Annotated in this window: 18 protein-coding genes; 9 read left to right on the forward strand and 9 right to left on the reverse strand. The window is 46.8% G+C overall.

Annotation, left to right across the window (positions count from 1 at the left end; genetic code table 11):
- Positions 1-289: 289 nt before the first annotated feature.
- Together P3C17_RS16750 and P3C17_RS16755 are read right to left on the reverse strand one after the other, a co-directional pair.
- Positions 290-1,375 (reverse strand): IS91 family transposase, encoded by a 1,086-nt coding sequence (locus P3C17_RS16750; protein WP_300930503.1) that lies wholly within the window; start codon positions 1,373-1,375, stop codon positions 290-292.
- A complete protein-coding gene (locus tag P3C17_RS16755; RefSeq protein WP_300930504.1) occupies positions 1,372-2,211 on the reverse strand; it encodes a site-specific integrase in 840 nt (279 codons plus the stop codon). The genes P3C17_RS16750 and P3C17_RS16755 overlap by 4 nt, the downstream gene beginning before the upstream one ends.
- A gap of 319 nt (positions 2,212-2,530) precedes the next feature.
- Between P3C17_RS16755 and P3C17_RS16760 the strand changes: the two genes are divergently transcribed.
- Entirely contained in the window at positions 2,531-3,502 is a 972-nt protein-coding gene (locus P3C17_RS16760) for an integron integrase (protein ID WP_300930505.1), read from the forward strand.
- A 231-nt stretch (positions 3,503-3,733) separates the two neighbouring features.
- Here P3C17_RS16760 and P3C17_RS16765 read toward each other — a convergent pair whose 3' ends face one another.
- Positions 3,734-5,965: a S46 family peptidase gene (locus P3C17_RS16765; RefSeq protein ID WP_300930506.1), complete on the reverse strand. Its 2,232-nt coding sequence runs from the start codon at positions 5,963-5,965 to the stop codon at positions 3,734-3,736.
- A gap of 210 nt (positions 5,966-6,175) precedes the next feature.
- On the opposite strand from P3C17_RS16765, the gene P3C17_RS16770 reads away from it, so the two are divergent.
- Both P3C17_RS16770 and P3C17_RS16775 read left to right on the forward strand, forming a co-directional pair.
- A complete protein-coding gene (locus P3C17_RS16770) occupies positions 6,176-7,189 on the forward strand; it encodes a hypothetical protein (protein WP_300930507.1) in 1,014 nt (337 codons plus the stop codon).
- Positions 7,190-7,336: 147 nt separating this feature from the next.
- Positions 7,337-7,747, forward strand: coding sequence for a YccF domain-containing protein (locus tag P3C17_RS16775; protein WP_233079142.1), 411 nt, complete (start codon positions 7,337-7,339; stop codon positions 7,745-7,747).
- Positions 7,748-7,769: 22 nt separating this feature from the next.
- Here P3C17_RS16775 and P3C17_RS16780 read toward each other — a convergent pair whose 3' ends face one another.
- Entirely contained in the window at positions 7,770-7,949 is a 180-nt protein-coding gene (locus P3C17_RS16780) for an oxidoreductase-like domain-containing protein (RefSeq protein ID WP_300930508.1), read from the reverse strand.
- An 83-nt stretch (positions 7,950-8,032) separates the two neighbouring features.
- Here P3C17_RS16780 and P3C17_RS16785 point away from each other — a divergent pair, with 83 nt between their 5' ends.
- A complete protein-coding gene (locus P3C17_RS16785; RefSeq protein WP_300930509.1) occupies positions 8,033-8,380 on the forward strand; it encodes an MGMT family protein in 348 nt (115 codons plus the stop codon).
- Between the two features lie 9 nt (positions 8,381-8,389).
- Here the strand turns inward: P3C17_RS16785 and P3C17_RS16790 are convergent, their stop codons facing one another.
- The gene (locus tag P3C17_RS16790) at positions 8,390-9,079 is read right to left on the reverse strand and encodes a 2'-5' RNA ligase family protein (protein WP_300930510.1); all 690 of its coding nucleotides are present in this window, start codon (positions 9,077-9,079) and stop codon (positions 8,390-8,392) included.
- A gap of 132 nt (positions 9,080-9,211) precedes the next feature.
- Positions 9,212-10,399, reverse strand: a complete 1,188-nt coding sequence (locus tag P3C17_RS16795) for an MFS transporter (RefSeq protein WP_300930511.1) — start codon at positions 10,397-10,399, stop codon at positions 9,212-9,214.
- A gap of 164 nt (positions 10,400-10,563) precedes the next feature.
- Here P3C17_RS16795 and imuA point away from each other — a divergent pair, with 164 nt between their 5' ends.
- The 5 genes from imuA (at position 10,564) to P3C17_RS16820 (ending at position 17,197) form a co-directional block, all read left to right on the forward strand.
- Positions 10,564-11,256, forward strand: coding sequence for a translesion DNA synthesis-associated protein ImuA (gene imuA, locus P3C17_RS16800; RefSeq protein WP_300930512.1), 693 nt, complete (start codon positions 10,564-10,566; stop codon positions 11,254-11,256).
- Between the two features lie 11 nt (positions 11,257-11,267).
- A complete protein-coding gene (locus P3C17_RS16805) occupies positions 11,268-12,770 on the forward strand; it encodes a DNA polymerase Y family protein (RefSeq protein ID WP_300930513.1) in 1,503 nt (500 codons plus the stop codon).
- Positions 12,770-15,898 carry an error-prone DNA polymerase gene (locus tag P3C17_RS16810; protein WP_300930514.1) on the forward strand — a complete coding sequence of 1,043 codons (3,129 nt, stop codon included), beginning with the start codon at positions 12,770-12,772 and terminating at the stop codon, positions 15,896-15,898. The genes P3C17_RS16805 and P3C17_RS16810 overlap by 1 nt, the downstream gene beginning before the upstream one ends.
- A gap of 22 nt (positions 15,899-15,920) precedes the next feature.
- Positions 15,921-16,319, forward strand: coding sequence for a hypothetical protein (locus tag P3C17_RS16815; protein WP_300930515.1), 399 nt, complete (start codon positions 15,921-15,923; stop codon positions 16,317-16,319).
- Positions 16,320-16,396: 77 nt separating this feature from the next.
- Entirely contained in the window at positions 16,397-17,197 is an 801-nt protein-coding gene (locus P3C17_RS16820) for an ion transporter (protein WP_300930516.1), read from the forward strand.
- A 37-nt stretch (positions 17,198-17,234) separates the two neighbouring features.
- On the opposite strand, the gene P3C17_RS16825 is transcribed toward P3C17_RS16820, so the two are convergent.
- From P3C17_RS16825 to P3C17_RS16835, 3 genes are all read right to left on the reverse strand, one after another.
- Entirely contained in the window at positions 17,235-17,969 is a 735-nt protein-coding gene (locus P3C17_RS16825) for a helix-turn-helix domain-containing protein (RefSeq protein WP_300930517.1), read from the reverse strand.
- Positions 17,970-18,074: 105 nt separating this feature from the next.
- Positions 18,075-18,425 carry a hypothetical protein gene (locus P3C17_RS16830; RefSeq protein ID WP_300930518.1) on the reverse strand — a complete coding sequence of 117 codons (351 nt, stop codon included), beginning with the start codon at positions 18,423-18,425 and terminating at the stop codon, positions 18,075-18,077.
- Positions 18,426-18,501: 76 nt separating this feature from the next.
- Entirely contained in the window at positions 18,502-19,086 is a 585-nt protein-coding gene (locus P3C17_RS16835; protein ID WP_300930519.1) for an HAD-IA family hydrolase, read from the reverse strand.
- Between the last annotated feature and the right edge of the window lie 19 nt (positions 19,087-19,105).

Genomic DNA, 19,105 nt, shown 5'->3' on the forward strand with positions numbered 1-19,105 from the left:
TAACTTTTTAGCGTCTTATCCGGCGTTCACGACGGATAAGAGTCTGTTGAACGGTGGGTGCGCTCTTTATTGGTACATCTGATGCTAATGGAATTTGTATATTTAGGGAACAGCTGCTTGCAAGATTATTTTGGACAATCTGATGCAGTCTTTCACAGTGTTGCTGCCATTTCGTATCTGATAACCTGTTTATTCTATTGATCATTCGCCACTATTCAGATCAGTTGGCAATACGTTGCCGTCCCGACTATCAAGGCTGATATTTTCTCCGCAAAGAACCACCCTGCTTTCAACTATCCGGTGGTCCGGTGTCCAGTCGTTTGAGTAATCCTGCCAGTTGTAGGACACCACTTTTGCAGTGCGTGCAATGCCATACCGGCTCTGTTGTCGCCTCTGGTTTATCTCTCGGCGTTGCTTCTTTCGGTTCCTGTGCTTTGATTAAGGCCAGTTTCTCTTTACGGCTTTTATTACTCAGCCAACCAAAGTGCCGTATTCGCATCAGGCCTTTAGGCAGCACATGGCTTAAATAGCGCCGGATAAATTCCTCACCATTTAAGGCCATCACTTTACGTTGGTTTCCGTCCTGATAATCCTTGTAACGGAAGCTGACGCTATGTTCATTCATCTGCACAAGACGACTTTCATGCAGCATGCCTTTACGGGTATAGCGTCCAAGGTAGCGCAGCACGGTTTCTGGTTTACACAGGCAAGCTTTACTAAACACGGACCAGGGCTTAGCCATCAAAGCGTCACTATCGGCAATCTGTATCTTCTCGTCCCGAAGTGCGGCCAGCATTTTGGCCCTGAACACCGTCGATAAGGCTTTCACCGGAAACAGGTACTCTTTATCAATCACCTGCCATCGGCCAGCTTTACTCAGCATTCCACCCGGAATTAAACAGTGCAGATGAATATGCTGGCTTAATGTCTGGCCCCAGGTATGCAAAACAGCCGTCATACCTAACTGTCCGGCGTGCTTGCGATGTCGCAGTGCAAAGCGGCTTAACGTTTGCCACACCGCTTTGAATAAGCAGTGATACAGCGCTTCTTCTTTAAAGTGGCTGATACCATTCAGTTCATGTGGCAAGGTGAATACCAGATGGAAGTACCTGGCCTGCACTAAATGCTCGGCCTGTGTCTCTATCCATTGTCGGGTGCGTTGCCCTTGGCAACGTGGGCAGTTGCGGTCACGGCACGAGCAGTACACCAGTTGTTGCTGGTGGCACTGCTGGCATTCCCAGAGTTGCTGGCCCAGTGCTGCTGTTCTGCACTGCAGAATATGCTGACAGGCTTTTTGCTGTTGGGTGCTCAGCCTGTGGCTTTGCTGATAATCAGGCAGAAACTGCTGCAGTACATCCGCAAGATGCAGGCTCATGGCGTAGTCCGGTGCGCCAGTAAATCCCGCGCACCGCTGCCCATTTCTGGTAACCAATGCAGGTAATTCTGCGTCGTTTTCAGGTTACTGTGTCCAAGTTGGTTTTGTAATTCATGCAGTGGCATTCCTGCTGTTAATTGATGAGTGGCATAGGCATGGCGCAGCGAATGCACACTGCAGGCTTTCCCTATGCCTGACTGCTTCGCTGCGGCACGAAAGGCTTTCGCAACACAACTACTGGACACGGGCTGATCCATGCCACGGCGTGAATAAAACAACCAGTTCCGGGGGCGGTACTCCAGCCAGTACTGGCGCAACAATTCAAGAACAGACGGTGTCAGCAGTACATAACGGTCTTTGTCGCCTTTGCCTCCTTCCACTTTTAGTACACAGCGCTTACCGTCAATATCCTTTACTTTGGTATGGATAAGCTCCATCAGACGTAGTCCTGTACCGTAATACAGCCACATCATGGTTTGATATTTGGGGTCTTCGCAACATGTGATGATTTGCCGCACTTCAGCTGCACTGAGTAAGGTAGGCAGCTTATGCGCTCGCTTGGGCAAAGGTTTGGTGATGGTAAAACTGCGGTGCAGCACATGCTCAAAAAAGAAATGGATGCCGTTCAGTTGAATATGAATGGTGTTACGCGACGCTTTTTTCTCAAGCGTAAGGTACGTAAAGTAGGCCTCAAGTTGTGCTTCCGTCAGATAATCCGGTCGCTGTTGGTAATAGCGGCTGATTTGTTCTACGGCATAAAGATAGGTTTCTTCAGTACGTGGTGATAAACCACGCAGCCGACACTGGTCGATCATGGCTTGGCGTAAGGGTGTCATGATGATTCTCCGGTTGTCATGGGAACAGTCCCGGAGTAAGTGTGGAAGTTCAGACTCAGTCTGTGAAATCAGGCTCCGCGCAGCGGCTTAGTTCAACAATTTAATAGAAGGGTTTCTGCCCGCAAGTCGAACATTTTTCCGCCCTCTTTCATGATTTTTACTCATACCAAATTAACGCTGATGTACCTCTATTTCAACAACTTTTTCTGAAATCAGTAAATTTATGCCCGACAAAATCTATACCGCCTGTACGCTAGTTGGTGGATTTTTTACTCAAGCTGAACCACTGTTTATTTAAACAGTTATTCGGAGATCAAAAATGGCCTCGCCTTTTTTGGATTACGTTAGGGAGTTTATGGTGTCGCGGCGTTATGCCAAGCGTACCGTCGAAACCTATTTGTATTGGATTCGATTCTACATTTTGTTTCATCACAAACAGCATCCGAATCAGCTATCTGATGCCGATGTAGAGAACTTCTTGTCTTACCTTTCCAATCAGCGCACTGTGGCGATAAAAACTCAGGCGACTGCTCTGAATGCACTGAGCTTTTTGTACCGACATATTATTTTGCGGCCACTGTCGCTCAACCTTAATTTTAATAAGGCTCGGGTAGCGCAAAAACTGCCCGTGGTACTTACTCGTGTTGAGATTCAGCAGTTGCTTGCTTTGATTGATCCTAAATATAAGCTATTGGCTCAGCTGATGTATGGCAGTGGCTTGCGTTTAATGGAGGCCATCAGGCTGCGGGTGCAGGATATTGATTTTGATTATTTGTCTGTGCTGGTGTGGCAGGGTAAAGGTAATAAAAACCGCCGGGTGACGCTGGCACCAGAGCTTATTCCTGCTTTGAAGTTACAAATTGAGTATGTAAAACAGCATTTTCAGACCGATCTGCATAACCCTTCTTATGCAGGAGTCTGGTTACCTTTTGCCTTGGCCCGAAAATATCCGGCTGCGCCGAAAGAAATTGGCTGGCATTATTTATTCCCGTCCAGCCTGCTTAGCCTTGACCCGGAATCTAAACTTATCCGTCGGCATCATTTGGATGAAACTACGGTTAGGCGGGCTATAAAAGTGGCAGCCCGATTGGCGAAAATCTCAAAGAATGTGACTTGCCATACTCTAAGACACTCTTTCGCTACACATTTGCTGGAAGCTGGTATTGATATCCGAACAGTACAAGAGCAACTCGGCCATAGCGATGTGAAAACCACGCAAATCTATACCCACGTTTTAAACCGTGGTGGTAATGCGGTGAAAAGTCCGTTGTCTTTATTGCTGAACGGGTGAAGGTTTGGATGGTTTCAGCTTGAATCATAAGCGGGAGTGTTGCAGGGGACAAGCCCTATGAAGATCCGTATGTAATTTAAGAAGGGAAGGCGCAAAGCTCTCTCCTACTCCTACGAATTGAATATCAGGTAAAAAAGACTCTGATTAGCAGGTTCGTGAAACTGGGGTCAGAGCCAATTTACTTCGTAAATATGGATCTGACCCCGGATCTCGGTATTTTCGACGAGTTGATTACCTTACTATGTCCATTTCCGCTAATAAATTGTCAGCGTTATCAACGTAGTGCATCATCCATAATACGTAGCGGATATCGACGTGAATGGCGCGGGTGATCTCTGGGTTAAAGTACCAATCTTTGGTAATCGACTCATAAGTCGAGTCGAAGTTTAAGCCCACCAGTTCGCCTTTGCCGTTCATCACTGCTGAACCTGAGTTGCCGCCTGTGGTGTCGGCGCTGGATAAGAAGTTTACCGGCACCGAGTTAAAGGCTTTTACTTCGGTTTTTGGGCAGCTAAAAATAGCGCAGAACCAAGGCTCTTTGGTTTGTGCTGCTAAGTCGGCATAAAAATAACCTTCTGTTTTACCAGCCTGATAGGCATCCACTAAGTTTTGTGGCGCGTTAAAAGGATAATCAGCCTGACGTTTGGCGATTAAACCTTTGACTGAAGTAAAAGGCGTTTTATACACACCGTCTTTGGCCGGATAACCGTCCACTGAGCCATAGGTAATACGCAAAGTGCTGTTAGCATCAGGGTACACTGGTTTTCCCTGTGCTTTGTTGTAGGCAATAATGGCCTGCATATAAGCTGGGCGTACTTGTGACAACTGGCCTTTTAGCTCTTTATCCTGAGTTTCTAAGGCCATATTTTTATCAAAAATAGCCACTGCAATGCGAATAAAAGGGTCTGAGCTTGCGGCAAAATCCGCAGGTGTTTTACCCAACCAGGCTTTGCGGCCTTCAGTGCTGGTTAAACTGCTTTGTGGGTAAAGTGCAGTTAGTTTTTCTGCAACTTGCGCTTCTGTCATACCAGCCGTTAAACCTAAAGCGCTGTCCAATTCGGCTACACGTACAGCATCAGGCTGAGCTAAATATTCGGCAAGCTGTTCTGACCAAATGGCGATATCCATAGTCGGGTGGAAGCTTTTTTCCATCCGGGCTAAGCGGCCTTCAATCATTTTTAAGTCACGTAACTGAAAGCCCATTTCTCGCATCGCGTCTGGTTTTTGGTTTTCCTGTGCTAAGCGATATAACAGCATAGCGGCTTGCAATAAATCGCTGCGTTTGGCTGCTTCAAAGTAGTAGGTTTGCTGAGTAAAAGCCTGTTCGGTTTCTATCAGTTGTTTTAACGTATCCATACTTTGCTGGTAAGGTTTGCGGCTTTCATCAGCTTTGATCCAGTCCAGCAGTGCCTGCTCACGTTGCACTTTAATGGCGTGAATATCCGTGACTTTAAAACCATCCAATAAGCCCTGCAGTTTTTTCATGCGGTTATTGAGACTTTTTACGGTAGAGGAGTATTTCACTTTTAAATCGCCGTCAGTTGCACCTAAACGGTCGATGGTGTTGATCATTTGCTGATAAGTTTTCACCTGGGCCGGATATTGCCAGTCGGCCGCAAAAGAGATTTCATCAGCTAAACGGTAACGGCTGGTTTGGCCCGGATAACCTGCCAATAAAATACCGTCGCCCTGCCGTACCCCATTGGCATTCACTTTTAAAAAGTTTTTGCTTTGGTACGGCACGTTATCCACTGAATAAGGCGCTGGTTTGCCGTCTTTGCCGACATAACCACGGATAAAGGTGTAATCGCCGGTATGACGTGGGTACTCAAAGTTGTCGATATCACCACCGTAGTTTCCTACTGCTTCTGACGGTGCATACACTAAACGCACGTCCTGCAGCATCAGCTGTTTGATTTGGAAATACTCCATACCGTGATGAAAACTCACCACAGAGCAGCGGTAGTTTGCATCGCTTTCACAGTCTTTAATTAATGCTTTGCGGTTCGCTTCAATGGCTTCATAACGCTCTTTACCTGATAAACCCGCTGCTAATGCACCAGTAATTTGTGCTGTTACATCTGTCACGGCCTCAGTGATATACAAGCGTTCCTGCGGTCCTGCCGGTAATTCTTCAGCCATAGTTTTGGCTAAAAAACCTTTATCAATCAGGTTATTGTCTTTGGTCGAATTATTCTGAATGGCGTTGTAGGCACAGTGGTGGTTTGTCACCACCAGGCCTTTCGGCGATACAAAAGAGGCAGAACAATAACCGAGACTGACAATGGCATTCATAGGGTACTGGCTTAAATCGGCCAGTTGCTTGCCCGGAATATCTATGCCTTTGGCTGTCAGCTCTTTTTGTAATTCAGCCAGTTGATGTGGTTGCCATTGGCCTTCGTCGGCTATGCTGGCAAAGCTGAGGCTAAGCGCCAAAGTGCTGAGCAGGTATACAGATTTCATAAGATCCCTTGGTATTTTTAGTTGTAGTTTTAGCGCGTAAAAATAAAAACCAAATTATCCATGTAAAGCGCTTTGGTGCAACCTTGTTTAGTTCAGCGTGGGAAATTTAAGCCCAGTTGCAGGATTCTTTTCTTTGATGGATTGAGCAAAAAGCTGCCTTGTGCTAACAATAGCAACATAAAGATAACTATAGAATTCAGGAATTTAACTATGCAACCATGGAATGAGCGTTTTCCCCGTTTGGCGCAGCTGCATTTTGCCCAGTGGTGCTATTTACTGGCCACTGTATTTTTTCTGTTGTACTTGCTACTGGGGGCAGATAACTCTGCTTTAGCACAAATTGCCTCTGTATTACTGCTGTTGGCCACAGCCAAAGAGATGTGGCAACGTTTTGCGATTTGGTGGCATAGCTTGCTGGGTAAAGCCTGTATTCTGATTTTTTACGCCATAGTACTGAATTTCTCTTTTGCTTATGCCGAATCCATTGTCAACGGTGTGATAGGCGTAAGGCCTGATGTAGTACCCTACAGTGTGAACCTGGCTGCATTGTTACTGGCACCGGCCTGGACTTTAATTGGCAGCATGCTGACGTTGCAGTTTTATTCTATGTTGCATCTGTTTAAGGTGATGCTTTTGCTGATGTTACGGCCTTTAGGCGTTCCCTCTAAACATTTGCTGGATGACGAAGAATTTCCGGTCTGGACTTTAATGGCCCGTATTATTTATTTGCCTGTGGTCACTGTGATTTTAATTTTCACTTTAGCCAGCTATTTCAACGGTCATCCAGAACAGTTTTTAAATTGGGGAGAGACAACCCAACAGCAAAACACTCCTGAAGCTTTGCAAAAAAAAATAGACGAAATAAAACAACGTGAAAAAGAATTGCAGCCAAAAGGCCCTCACACCAAAGTTCCAGAGTTTCAGGTATTTATCGGTGATGGCTATGTAATGGGCGATAGCGGTTTTAAACTGCCCACTATGCTGTGGCTGAATAAACTGGTGGCCTCTTTTAATTACCATGTCGAAAGCTTAAGTGCGTCGAGCTGTAAACTGACCCCACCTGAACATCTGGTGCATATCAACGACTACGAAGTACTGGTGGTCACGCCTGATGCCACTCAGCCTGTGGGCTATAGCTACAAAGTTCGGGTCTGTGATTCGCCGGCTTTTCCAGTTGGTGTATCAGGCAGAGCTTTGGTACCAGCACCTTTAACTGATCAGTAACCACATCAGAGGTGCATTTGACTATAAAGTGGTAATTTTCACAGTGCCACTTTTGCCTTAAAACGTTATCTTACTGATTTATATAAAAATTAAATCTGGCCTTAATCTTGTAACCTTTTTGGCATCACTGAAAAAAGGAGAACGACCATGGGTGCTTTAAGGCTGATATTTAATATTTTCTGGTTTGTGATGGGTGGCTTTTTAATGGGGCTGGCCTGGTGGTGTATCGGTTTGCTGTGCTTTTTAAGTATTGTATTTATTCCTTTTGGTCGCGCCTGTTTTGTGATTGGTGAAATGGCGTTCTGGCCTTTTGGCAACGAGCACGTCAACCGTGAACGCTTAAACCGTATTTCTGATATAGGCACTGGCCCACTGGGTTTTATCGGTAATGTGATTTGGTTTGTATTTGCAGGTTTCTGGCTGGCCTTGGGACATTTATTCCATGCCGTGGCTTGTTTTATTACCATCATCGGCATTCCGTTTGGCTTAGCCCACTTAAAACTGGCAACGTTAAGCCTGGCGCCAATAGGCCGCACTGTCGTCAATAAAGCCTATTAAGCTGATTGCGGAGTAAGAGTCATTAATTAGACTCTTGCTCCTGCTTTTGCTCCTTTTGAGCCAGCCAAGCTTTTTGCTCTGCACGGTAATAATCCCAGACACAAGGGCAACAGCTGCCGCTGCCACAACAATCGCTGCTTTCTGGTGCTACAGGCTCTTCGGTGGGAATACGCAGCCGAATACCGTCAATAGTGGTAAACATGAAAAACTCCGGCAAAAAATGCGGCGGCATTGTAGCATTGTCCGATAAATATCAGCCAGCCGGCGTTTCAACCTGGTGATGTGATGCAACAACAATCTCCATCTAAACAACAAAAGATCTGGCAAACGGTGTTACAAATTCCGGCCGGAAAAATTGCCAGTTATGGTCAGATAGCAGATTTAGCAGGTTTGCCTGGCCGAGCTCGCTTAGTGGGGAAAACGCTGGGTTTAGCGCCTGATGAACTGCAACTGCCCTGGTACAGAGTAATGCGTTCTGGCGGTCAACTGGCTTTTGCCGCCGGTACACCCCAAGCTTTAGCACAACAACAATTGCTGCTGGCCGAAGGGGTGATAGTGCGTAATGGCCGGGTGGCTAAAGATTTCTGGTGGCAACCTGATTTATCAGAACTGTTATTTAAACTGCTGTATTAAATGAAGTCACTACAAACTGAATTTACCCAACAGCACAGTATTTTGTTGGCGCTGATACCAGTCGTTGCCGACCAACTCCAGTTCGTCAATCAGGCAAGTACCAAAATTCACTGAAGCTAAGGCTTTAATTTTCTGCAGGAACAGCTCAGGATTTGCAGGCTGTTGGCTAAAACGTGATACCGTCATATGAGCCGTTTGGATGGCATAACGCTGGTCAATCGAATGCTGCAAAGTTGATTGACCAAAGGCAGAGCGCAGCTTTGCTCTTAACTGGTTTAACTGCTGATCTTCAAAAAAGCCCTGCACCAGCACACAAGAAGGCGATGCTGTGATCCCGTGAAAATGCAGACGAAATGGGCCTGTGTTTTTAATTACTTGCTGTACCAATTCCACATAAGCCGCTGTATCTATTTGTGATAAATCAAAGCCTGAATAACAGGAAATCAGCGATAACACCGTCAGGTGTAAATCCGTTGCCGGATAATAATACTGCGCTGGTTCCAGCAGCATCAGCTCTGCGAGACTATGCTGGATGTGCTGTTTTACCTGCTCTGAAGGCCGCGCCAACAAAGTAACACCATAGCGGCTGTCATTTTTAGCAGTTAACAGAGGGTCAGTTTCAAACTGATGTTGTTCAAAACGCGACAAGGACTGTAGCCATAAGGCTTGATAGTGCTGTTGTAAATCCTGTGTTGTCATCAGCCAGTCCTTAGTGCTGCTTAGCTGTGTGGTAAAAACTTTGAAGCGCCACCCCAGCTGAGTAACTGCTGTTATCCCTGCATGCCAACCATAACATCAGATTGGCTTGCATGCCCGACTTCCTGAAAAAGCTTATTGAAATTTTGCGTTGTACTGCTGTGGATTAAAGCGTGTCGCCATTGCCATCAAAAGCACTGCTATAGCGGCTAATAATAACCAACTGATACTAAAGCTTTGGCTAAAGTCACGGATAAAACCAGCAATCAGCGGTGAAAAAGCCGCCAGCGTATAACCTATGCCCTGCACAAAAGCTGTCAGACTGGCCGCAGAGGAAGGCTGATGTTGGTGATCCATAGACACAATCAAAGACAAAGGAAATAAACCGCCAATACCTAAACCTAAAAGTGAAGCCCAAACTAAGCCCAGTGCAGGTGCAGCCACTAAACCAGCAAAACCTGTTGCCATCAACACCAATAAAACCAACATTACAGGGCGACGATCGGCTTTGCGGCTAGCCAGCCAGGGGCTGATAAAACCAGAGACCACTTCCATGCAAAGCAACAACCCCAGTAGCAAACCACTTTTTTGTTCACTCCAGCCCTGTTCCACATAATAGGCAGGTAACCAGGCCAGCACGCAGGTAAAAGCACAAGTGACCAAACCAAAAAATAGCGCTAAGGTCCAGGCTCTGCCGTATTGACGAAAACTCAGCGGCTTTTGTTGCGACTGCACCACAGGCAAGTTTTGAATAGCGTTTTTTTGAGAAAACCACAAAACCAAAGCCACTACAGATAAAACCACCCAGCCGGACAACGCCACCCGCCAGCTTTGTGCCCAGTCAGCCCAGAATGCCGCTAAAGACGCAGTTAAAGCAGCACCAGCAATAATGGCGGATATATACCAGCCCATGACTAAAGGTGCTTTGGTGCTGAATTTTTGTTTAATGACCCCAGGCACCACAGCCTGCACCATGGCAATGCCTAAACCCGCCACTATGGCACTTAAGGTTAAATCTAAAGCGCCAACAGCCCAATAACGTTGTGCTGTGGCACCAGCTATGGCGATGGATGCCCAAAAGATCACCTGATAGGAGCCAAACCACAACGCCAGCTGATGCGCAAAAAAGATGCCTAAACCCATCGCCAATACAGGCAACATGGTCAGCAACGAAGCCTGGGTAAAAGACAGATGCAGTTCAGGTTGCATCAAAGGCAATAAAGGCCCGATAGAGGCCATGGAAGGCCTTAAGGTGAGAGCAATCAGCACCAAACTCAGGATAAAAATCCAGGTTTTAGCAGTAAATTTTGTGGTTTCAGTCATATCAGTACCAAGATGATGTAGCGCCAGAGGACGCAGAAAAGTCGCGCACATTAACATAATTCTTACGCCCTGATCGACCCGAAGCAAAAGATCAGAAAACCCTGACTTTATCCTTGCGATCCAAAACAGATCTTTTATACTGTTTTTATATACAGTATTTTGAGATGAAAATCATGAATGCTCTGCTGCAACAGCTACAGAACAGACAACTGATCTGGCAGGCCAGTCAAACCGAAGCGCCTTATGAACATTGCCAAAGCACAGGCTTTAGCGCTTTGGATAAGCTTCTGGGAGGCGGCTGGCCACAGCATAACGTCATTGAATTACAAAGCCATGGCGCTTGTGCTGAATTGCAATTGATCCAAAAAGCACTGGCAGGATCCGGATCTGAGCTGCTGCAAATCTGGATCAATCCACCAGCCAATCTCTGTGCTGAATATCTGCTGCAACAAAAGCGGCCTTTGCATCAGGTGTTGCAACTCAATGCCCCCCGCTCTGCTGATGCACTCTGGGCGGCTGAGCTTTGCTTAAAAAGTGGCAGTTGTATGGATGTGCTGCTCTGGCAAAACAACTTAAATTTAACCCAGCTCAAACGTCTGCAATTAGCGGCGGCACAAGGCCAAAGCCAGTTGTATTTTTTCCGCCCAGCAATCGCTGAACAACAACTGCTGCCCTGGGCTTTAAGTTTGCAACTGACTCCCGCTACAACGGGCTTACAGATCCGTATCCTCAAGCGTAAAGGCGGCTGGCAACAACAAGAAGTACTGCTGCCATGGGCAGAGCTCTATCCGCACTTTATAAAGCCAGAGCTAGGGCAAGAACGCTATAGTCGTCCGCCTTTATCCAGAGTCAGTTGAGGCTATTGGGTATGTCTGCTCAGATGGAGTTTTGGCTGTATTTATATTTCCCGCAGTTGCAGCTGGATAAATTGGTCGTGCTGCACTCGAACTCGTCTACAACTACAGCCTCATCAGACAAAGATAAGAGTCATCATCTTGATTTAACAGCGCCTCTGGCGATAGTAGGCGCTGACCATCAGTTGCTGCAACTCAACTCAGCTGCTCGCCAGGCGGGTTTAGCTTTGGGTATGGGATTGGCGTCTGCTGCCTCTTTATGCCATCAATTGCAGCTGGTGCCCCATAATGTCGGACAAGAACAGCAGCAACTGCAGCAACTGGCTCAGCTTTTGTATCAATACTGCGGTGATATAGCGCTGCAAGCGAATTCAGGTTTAGTGCTGAAGCTCAGTCCTATGCTGGCTTTGTATGGTGGCGCTATGCAGTTCTGGCAACAGATACAACAGGTACTGCAACAAGCGGGTTATCAGTATCATTTTGCCACAGCGCAGCAACCCTTAGTCGCACGTTTATTGGCGCAGCAGCACTGGGATCAGTTTTTATTACAAAGCGATAAAATTCAGCAGCAACTCAAAGCTTTACCACTGCAACATGCCCAATTGCCAAACAAACTACAGGAGCAATTACAGCGGCTTGGGCTTGCACAACTAGGCGATGTACTGAAAATTCCACAGGCCGAACTGGTGCGGCGTTTTGGTGTTGAAATGCTGCAGTATTTACAACAGCTGACAGGAACAAAACCCGCGTTACTGCAGTTTATTCAGCCCGCAGAACACTTTGAGCAGCAGTTAGAGCTGCTGTACGAAATGGAGCGCAGCGACCAGTTACTTGGGCCTTTACAGCATTTATTTGGCTTGTTGCAGCTGTATTTACAACAACGGGATCAACTGGCTTATCAGTTGGAACTTTGCTTACTGCAGCGCCAGGAGCAGCAGCAACAGTTGCAACTGCATTCAGCTCAGGGCGAATACCAAAGTAAGGATTGGCTAAAGATCAGCGAATTGCAGCTGGAACGCTTAAAACTGAAAAAGCCGGTGATACAGCTGAAACTGATACTCCGCCGCGCCGGGCCGCGTTACGCTCAGTATAAAACCCTGTTTGCGGGCCATTTGGGGGCGGGTAAAGCACAGCTGTATTCTGCCCTGCAGCTTTTGTCATTACTACAGGCGCGTTTAGGTAAAGATCAGGTCACAAGCCCTTGTCTACACAACGATTTATTGCCAGAGCAGGCCAGTCGCTATGCTGCTGCTTTAGAGCCACAAGCTGCTATTGCCGGTACTTTAGTTGCGGTGCGCCCGGCATTTTTAGTGGATCCGCCTTTGGCTTTGGATACAGAACAGCAGCACCAATTGCAGCTGCATTATGGCCCTGAACGTTTAAGCAGCGGCTGGTGGCTACAACAGAGTCAGCACCGTGATTATTATGTCGGCCAGAATGCGCAAGGCCAGTGGTTGTGGTTATTTCGTGATTTACAGCAGCCAGAACAGCTGTACCTACAGGGGTATTTCAGCTAATGAAAATCCCTGCCGCCAGCAAATACAGTAGTTACTCTGAGTTAGTCTGCCAGAGTCATTTCTCCTTCCTGCAAGGTGCCTCCAGTCCGGCTGAATTAGTGCAACAAGCCGCTGTTTTAGGCTATAAAGCGCTGGCAATTACCGATGAATGCTCGCTGGCAGGCGTAGTACGCGCTCACCATCAGATCAAAGAAAAGCAGTTGCCACTGAAACTGATTATTGGCTCTTTATTGGTACTGAACCCACAGTTACGGCTGGTATTACTCTGTCCGGATAAAACCGCCTATAGCGAGTTATGCCGCATTATTACCCAGGCCAGACGCCGCGCTGAAAAAGGCTCGTATCAGCTAGCCGAATGGGATATTCAGCGTATTCAGCATTGCCAGATCCTCTGGCTGCCCAGTGGCGATGATCAGTCTGACCAGTACTGGGGCAACTGGTTAAATCAACATCATGCCGCGCGGTTATGGCTTGGGGCCAGCCGCAAATTACAAAGTCAGGACCAGTTTTATCTGCCTTATTGCCAACAACTGGCACAGAAGTTTCAACTGCCTTGCTGTGCTACAGGTGAAGTGCTGATGCATCAGGCCAGCCGTTTGCCGTTGCAACATGCACTAAGCGCCATTCAAGCTGGCAAAGCTGTGCCTGATATGGCGCGCCAGCTGTTAAGTAACGCCGAACAAAGCTTAAGGCCGATTAAAAAATTACAGCAGTTATTTCCGGCAGAGCTTCTGGACAATAGCCAGAAACTGGCTGATTTATGCCATTTTTCATTGGATGAATTAAGTTACCAGTACCCGGCTGAACTGGTGCCTGCAGGCAAAACCGCTATGCAACATTTACGGGACTTGGTGAAAGCGGGTGAGAAACAACGTTTCCCTGAAGGCGTACCAGACGATATCCAGCAGACCATCAACAAAGAGCTGGATTTAATAGAACAGCTGAACTACCCCTTCTACTTTTTAACTATTCATGATTTGGTGCTGTTTGCACAAAAACAGCACATTTTGTATCAGGGCCGTGGCTCAGCGGCTAACTCAGTGGTCTGCTATTGCCTGGCTATTACTGCTGTGGATCCCCGTCAAATTCAGGTTTTAATCGAACGCTTTATTTCGATAGAGCGGGCTGAACCTCCTGATATAGATGTAGATTTTGAGCACGAACGCCGTGAAGAAGTGATCCAGTATATTTACCAGAAGTATGGCCGGGAGCGCGCAGCTCTTGCCGCTACTGTGATTTGTTATCGCTTTAAAAGTGCCTTTCGCGATATCAGCAAAGCTTTGGGTTTTGAGCTGCATCAGGTGGAGTTTTTCTTAAAGAACCTGCATAGGCGCGATAAAAGCCAGCACTGGAGCAGCCAGCTGACTCAGTTGGGGCTTGATCCACAAGCGAAAAAAGCTCAGCTGTTGGTGCAACTGGTGCAGCAATTGGTGGGCATGCCACGGCATTTATCCCAGCATGTTGGAGGCTTTGTTATTTCAGAAGGGCCTTTGTACGAATTAGTGCCAGTGGAAAATGCAGCCATGGCCGATCGCACAGTGATCCAGTGGGATAAAGATGATCTGGAATCGTTAAAGCTATTAAAAGTGGATGTGTTGGCTTTGGGCATGCTGAGCGCGATTCGCAAAGCTTTTGATTTGGTCAGGCGTTACCAGAATACCGATTTAAGCATAGCGGCCATCACCAAAGCAGGTGACGATCCAAAGGTATATGAAGCTATTCAGCAAGCCGACACTATAGGCTTATTCCAGATTGAATCTCGCGCGCAGATGTCGATGTTGCCACGGCTTCGCCCAAAGACCTATTACGACTTGGTGATCCAGATTGCCATAGTACGGCCCGGTCCTATTCAGGGCGATATGGTGCATCCTTATTTAAAACGCCGCCATGGCGAAGAAGCCGTGTCTTACCCTTCACCTGCTGTACAAAAAGTGCTGGAACGTACTTTAGGTGTGCCTATTTTTCAGGAGCAAGTGATTAAACTGGCGATGGTGGCTGCAGGTTTTAGTGGCGGTGAAGCGGACCAGTTACGCCGAGCTATGGCCAGTTGGAAAAAAACCGGTGAATTGATCCAGTTTAAACAAAAACTAATAGACGGCATGTTAAGCAGAGGCTATCAGCAAGAATTTGCCGAACGTATTTACCAGCAAATTTGCGGTTTTGGTGAATATGGTTTTCCTGAATCGCATTCAGCCAGTTTTGCAGTGTTGGCTTATGTATCGGCTTACTTAAAACATTATTACCCTGTGGCTTTTTATGTCGCCTTACTCAATAGTCAGCCTATGGGTTTTTATGCACCCAGCCAGTTGATTCAGGATGCGAGGCAACATGATGTGGAGGTATTGCCTGTTTGTGTTAATCAATCCGATTGGGATCATTTAATGCTGCCAAGCTCTTTAGCAACTAAAACTGCCACGGCGAATTCAGGTTTTGCGATCCGCTTAGGGCTACGGCTGGTCAAAGGCTTAAGCCAGCAAGGGGCGCTGCTGTTGTTAAAACACAGGCCGGAGAACGGTTATCAGCAACTTGCTGAAGTAGCGCAGTCTGGCCTGAGTGATGGTGATTTAACGGCTCTTGCCAGTGCCAATGCCTTGCAGCAACTGTCAGGGCAACGTTATCAGGCGCGTTGGCAATTACTGGATCAGCAACATAAATTGCCTTTATTGGCAGCTGAGCCTTATCAAACCCAGTACCAATTGCCGATGCCCTCAGAGCTGGCTGAAGTGGTGGAAGATTATCAAAGCACAGGCCTGAGTTTACGCACTCATCCTGTTCAGTTATTAAAACAACAAGGGCTGTTGGGAAAATTTGCCCAAGCAGCAGAGCTTACAACACTGAACCATAAGTCGGTGGTGACTGTAATAGGTTTAGTCACAGCGAGGCAAAGCCCGGGGACGGCATCGGGCGTAACTTTTATCACGCTGGAAGATGGCACAGGTTTTAGTAATGTAGTGGTCTGGTCGGCCACAGCTTCGGCGCAGCGTCAGGCCTATTTAAAATCTAAATTATTGAAGGTCAACGGCATTTTGGAGAAAAAAGACGGCGTGATTCATATTATCGCCGGGCGTTTAACCGACCTGACGCCATTACTTGGATCGCTTAAAAGTTACTCCAGAGAGTTTCATTAATTAACACTAAAGAATACAAACCATGTGGACACCTAAAAGCAATAACAGAGACAGACCCTACAGGGTGAAAAAAACCGGTATTAAAGATGAAAATATAGACAGGCAAATTCTGGTGCTGCATCAGGCTATTGCGGCCAAATTATTAGCAGAGCCTGCTTTACTGGAGCAGGTGAAAGCCAAACTGGACGAACGTCGTGATAATGGCCAGCTGAGTTATGGCGCATATTTACATTGGGTATCCGTACTGGAGTTGTATCAGCAGCCAGAACAGTTTTGTGAAGGTATCACAGAAGACAGCCCCTATTTGCGTAAGTTACGCCGCCGCACACCTTTTGTTGGCATTTTAACTGAGCAGGAACGGCAACAGGCCTTGTCACATCAAAGCCAGGGCACTTTGGAGCAGGTGCTGACAGGTTTTTAACTGCGACCTAAAAGATAGCCTTGCTATATCAAGCTCTTGCCGAGACAATTAGCCAAAGCTTTTCAACCTGGTGTGTTATGCACGATCAAAGCCTTTTGCACAAACTCCGCTCACGCCTGGCTCACCAGCTGGATCCTGTGCTGTATTCAGGCCGCGGCATGTCTCCGCTGAATATAGCCATAGCATTGGTGATACTTGCAGGAATTCTGCTGGCCATTATTCAGACCGAACCCAATATCAGCAAGGGGCATGAACATTGGTTTCGTTACACAGAGTTGGCTTTGGGTTCTTTGTTCTTACTGGAGTACCTGGCAAGGCTTTGGACTTGTGTGGAAAATGATTCGATAAAAAGTCGCTGGCAACATTTCTTTTCCTTTTTTGCCATGGCCGACTTATTGGCGATCCTGGTCGCCTTTTCGCTCTATATGGGTAATGGCGGCGTCATTTTACGTCTGGTGTTATTAATTCGCGTAGTGCGATTAGCACGACTTGGCCGTTTTTCCGTTGCACTGGAATGCATAGTAGTCGCTATCCGCAGCCGCACTTATGAGCTCTTGGTCAGTGGTATTTTTGGTCTGGTTATTTTGCTGTTTGCCGCCACTTGCCTGTATTTAGTCGAAGGTGATATTCAGCCAGAAGCTTTTGGCTCTATCCCCAGAGCGACCTGGTGGGCCGTCGCCACTTTAACCACTGTCGGTTATGGCGATGTGTACCCTATTACCTTGCTTGGCCGCATTCTGGCAGGCATTACTGCGGTAACTGGTATATGTATGATTGCAGTGCCTACTGGCATTCTGGCGTCCGCTTTTAGTGACGCCATTAAAGAAGCCAAGGAAAAACACCGTCGTTTACCGAAGGTATTGGATCACGAGATTTAGTAGCAGCCGAACATAGGGCCAGCAATAGCCCTTTTATTCAGAACCGCAGCAACGCCTTGCGGCCAAGACTCAAAACGGCACTAAACACCATCAAAAATAAACCAAGCAGTTGTAGTACTGTGTTGCCCGTACGGTTAACACGGCTGGCTGTTTTATATTCAAAAGTACGACTGCCGCCCTCTACAGTGCGAATGTAATACTGGCCCAGATTTTCAAAGCTATGTTCGGTCAGTTGAGCTAAACGTTGATATATTTCTTGCTCTTTTTCAGCCTTTTTTTGCCAGATCTGGTTAATCCGCTCGAGTGAGCCAACGGGATCAGGAATACTTTCGTTCCAGTCGGTAAATACAAAAGCTGATTCGCCAGGTAACACAACTCCACGGGATTCATACTGATACAAACGTTCGGGAAAACACAACGCCTGAAAACCAGCGTAAAAACAGACGGCCCCTAAGGCAAAAACAAAACTTAAACTCAGCACTAACCAACCGGAGTGGCGTTGCTGCTTGCTGTTCTGCTGTTTCAGATAAAACTCGACATCAGCTATGGCGGTCAGTTGCTGTATTTCCTGCGCAGAAAAAGCTGCAATAAATGCAGGTAAAGACAGGTTCAAAGCCGTCAGAAGACGACGGAATACTTCGTTGGATGGCAGGGATTTATCATTTTCCAATTTGGATAAATAAGACTGCTCAATGCCTATTTGCTCAGCCAGTTGTGGCTGGCTTAACTGCATTGTTGCACGTTTGTCTTTAATATAATCGCCTAAGGTCATAACAGTTCCTTGTGTGTTGAAGTCCTGGTAATGCTCGGGAATTCCCACAGAAATAGGAAGCTGAATATACCGGAATACTAGTGAATCTCTGGAATAGCTCAGAATTTACAATGCTTTTTGTGCTACCTGATGCTGTTTGACCAGCTCTAACAGTTTTTTCTGTATCAAGCGCCGCTTCATTTTTTGCTCCAGGAAAACACAGAAAAAAGCCCCTGCCAGCACTGCACAGACAGCTTCTGCGGACCAAAGAAATCCTTGCTCAGAGACCTCCAACAGCGGCTGACCAATAAAACCATACAGCAGGGTAAAAAAAAAAATCCAGACGATCATCAGCAGTATCTCCAGCCTTTTATACGGCTGTGTTGCTTTGGCTTGCTGAATTAAAGCAAAGGTGTCCACGGAGGACCATGTCTGTGTTTCCGGACATTGTTGATGTAACCACTGGGTGTAACTCATATGACTGCTCCTTCAGGCACTGTTAAACAAATGTTAGAAACATTATGCTCAAAAGTCCAGAACAGAGTGCTATGCGTCAGGCTGTTAACCAGTCTGCGATCTCCAGCAGATCGTCTACCACCACATCAGCCAGCTCTGCATAAATATGGTTATCGCCATAACGGTATAAGCAGCAATAAGCACCGGCATTGCGGGCCGTTTGGATATCAAACAGATAGTCGCCTACATAAAGAATTTGATCAGGGGTAACTCCCAGCTGTTCTGCGATCAACCATAAACCTTCAGGCTGAGGTTTAGCCGGAGCATCGTCGCGGGTCAACACCAGTTCAATAGGAATATTCAGCGCCTGCATACACAACTCTGTGGCCTGACGCATATTGCGGGTTAAGATCGCCATCGGCATGTTTTGGCGGTTCAGTTGCTGCAGCAACAGATCTGCATTGGGCATCCAACTGGCATTACGCGCACCTTCCAGTTCAAAGTCGATAATGATCTGCTCTGCCTGCTGTTTTTTAACCGCACAGTCTAATGTGGCTAAATGCTCCAGGATCAAGCTTTGCTCAGGCCAGCCTAAGCGACGGCGCAATTCAGAAAAATCCAGTTTGGAGTCCACCAAAGTGCCATCCAAATCAAACACTACGGCTTTAATTTTTTTATTCAATGCCCATCTCTTTCACTTT

Origin of the sequence: Rheinheimera sp. 1928-s, from assembly GCF_029269265.1 — a bacterium.
In the GTDB taxonomy this organism is placed as follows: Bacteria; Pseudomonadota; Gammaproteobacteria; order Enterobacterales; family Alteromonadaceae; genus Pararheinheimera.